General features: G+C 33.9%; 3 protein-coding genes. 2 read left to right on the forward strand and 1 reads right to left on the reverse strand.

What is annotated here, in order from left to right:
- The first annotated feature begins 289 nt into the window (after positions 1–289).
- Positions 290–799: a GNAT family N-acetyltransferase gene (locus J536_RS24115; protein WP_032064250.1), complete on the forward strand. Its 510-nt coding sequence runs from the start codon at positions 290–292 to the stop codon at positions 797–799.
- 242 nt (positions 800–1,041) lie between these two features.
- Here the strand turns inward: J536_RS24115 and J536_RS24120 are convergent, their stop codons facing one another.
- On the reverse strand, positions 1,042–1,386 hold the full coding sequence (locus J536_RS24120; protein ID WP_032063270.1) for a hypothetical protein: 345 nt from the start codon (positions 1,384–1,386) through the stop codon (positions 1,042–1,044).
- Between the two features lie 115 nt (positions 1,387–1,501).
- Between J536_RS24120 and J536_RS24125 the strand changes: the two genes are divergently transcribed.
- The gene (locus J536_RS24125) at positions 1,502–1,921 is read left to right on the forward strand and encodes an NUDIX hydrolase (protein WP_032063271.1); all 420 of its coding nucleotides are present in this window, start codon (positions 1,502–1,504) and stop codon (positions 1,919–1,921) included.
- The last annotated feature ends 111 nt before the right edge of the window (positions 1,922–2,032 follow it).

Raw genomic sequence — 2,032 nt, forward strand, 5'->3', positions numbered from 1 at the left:
CCTATTATTGTTGTTTTATGTTCCGGAACATCCTGTTCCTGTATGAGTTCATATTAGGAAAAAAGAGGGATATCGCCAATCCGCAAAATCCCTAAAAGTTTGTAGGATAAAACGTACATTGAAACATGGTGTGAGGCATTTTGTAGTTACAGAGGGGGCGAATAGAGGAGGCTTACTTTTATACCTAATCATTGAAGATGCTGAGAAGAATAAGAGTTGCCATTAATAACAATATGTTATGTTTAAGTTTGGTTGTAAAAAGAACAATTTTATCGGGAGTAATCAATAAATGACCGTTATGTTGGTAAAACCTCATTTAAAATTTAAAGAGAGCTATAGCAACTATATTAATGAATTAGCAGATGAAGATCGTCACCCTTTGACAACGGAGTTTGACCATACAAATTTTGAATCATTTTTGAATAAACTGAGAGATTATGAAAAAGGGGAATCCCTAGAAGAAGGGCATGTTCCCAACATTACATATTGGTTAGTAGAAGGTAATGAAATTATTGGCGCGTCTAACTTGCGACTTAAACTCAATGAACAGATTGAATATTGTGGTGGACATATTGGTTTAGGTATTCGTCCTTCTAAACGTGGGCAGAATTTTGGCTCGAAATTGTTAGAGCTTACAATTCAGGAGGCATGGAAGTTAGGCCTAACGGAGTTACATATACATTGTTATAAATCTAATTTAGCTTCTGCAAAAACTATTCAAGCAAACAATGGTCGTCTTCATTCTGAAATTACTCTCAACCAAGTAGTTCAAAGGTATATTGTGAATAAAACAATATAAGAATTTTCTTTTAGAGCATTTTTAAACACCAATAAAAAAAGCCCGACATCCTGTCGAGCTTTTTCGTATTTGGTTGCTAGATATGACTCCTGTCGTATCTCACGCTCCTGGTGCTTGAACCTATTATTGTTGTTTTATGTTCCGGAACATCCTGTTCCTGTATGAGTTCATATTAGGAAAAAAGAGGGGTGTCGCCAATCCGCAAAATCCCTAAAAGTTTGTAGGTTAAAACGTACAAGCCATTATTCATTTTGAGGTAAAGGCCAAAGAATATCTTTGTTTTTCTTAAATTCTTTATACCAATATTGGCTTATAAGCTCTTTGTCATCTCTATCAAAATGATAAACAAATATATCCAAAGCTTCATTTAATTCGAGATCATAGCGGAATTTGGCAGTAGCTAAATGTGCCTGTATTTCATATAACTGATTAAATATAGGTAGAGAATCTTCATAAGTTAATAATTGGATTTGTTGAAGAAGTTCTTTTATTTGAAGTTCATACGCATCCAAGATTCTTGCAAGATCAATAGTTACATCTCTATAGGTGTTAAGTCTTTGCTCAAATTCGTCCCATGTATAGTTCATTCTAATAAATGTTCAAAAATTTAATGTAAGCACAGAATAGCTTGATTGATTATAAAGTTGCTGAGATTTTACTAAGTTTTATAATATCCACTTAAATTTAAAGAAGAAAATGATCATGACTTTAATAGAAAAAGTGGTTCCTGTGGTATTTAGGGAAATAAATAATAACTTGGAGATTTTAGTATTTAGACATCTGTTAGCAGGAATTCAAATCGTTAAAGGCACCGTGGAGCATCAAGAACAGTTAGAACACGCCGCTTTGCGTGAGCTTTATGAAGAATCTGGAATAAAGAGTGCTCAAATTCATTCATACCTAGGTAAACATATTCCTTCAGAGGCAGGGCCTGATTGGCATGTTTTTGTGTGTAGTACACATGAGGCTTTAAAAGATAAATGGTCACATTTTTGTGAAGATGATAATGGATTAACTTTCGATTTTTTCTGGCATCCTTTTTTAAACCCTCCAACAGAAGAATGGCATCCTCTTTTTAAAGAATTATTTGAATTTATTAAATCTAAATACAAGCTCAACTAACCAAACATCTTTAGGCCTCTGTGCTGCAACAGGCTTTAATCTTTTGCGCTGATTTAAAGTAATAAACCATTGCAACACAGAGATAAAGAGCTAAGCCAAACGCTTAGCCCA

The organism is Acinetobacter sp. 809848, assembly GCF_000581275.1.
Lineage (GTDB): Bacteria > Pseudomonadota > Gammaproteobacteria > Pseudomonadales > Moraxellaceae > Acinetobacter > Acinetobacter pittii.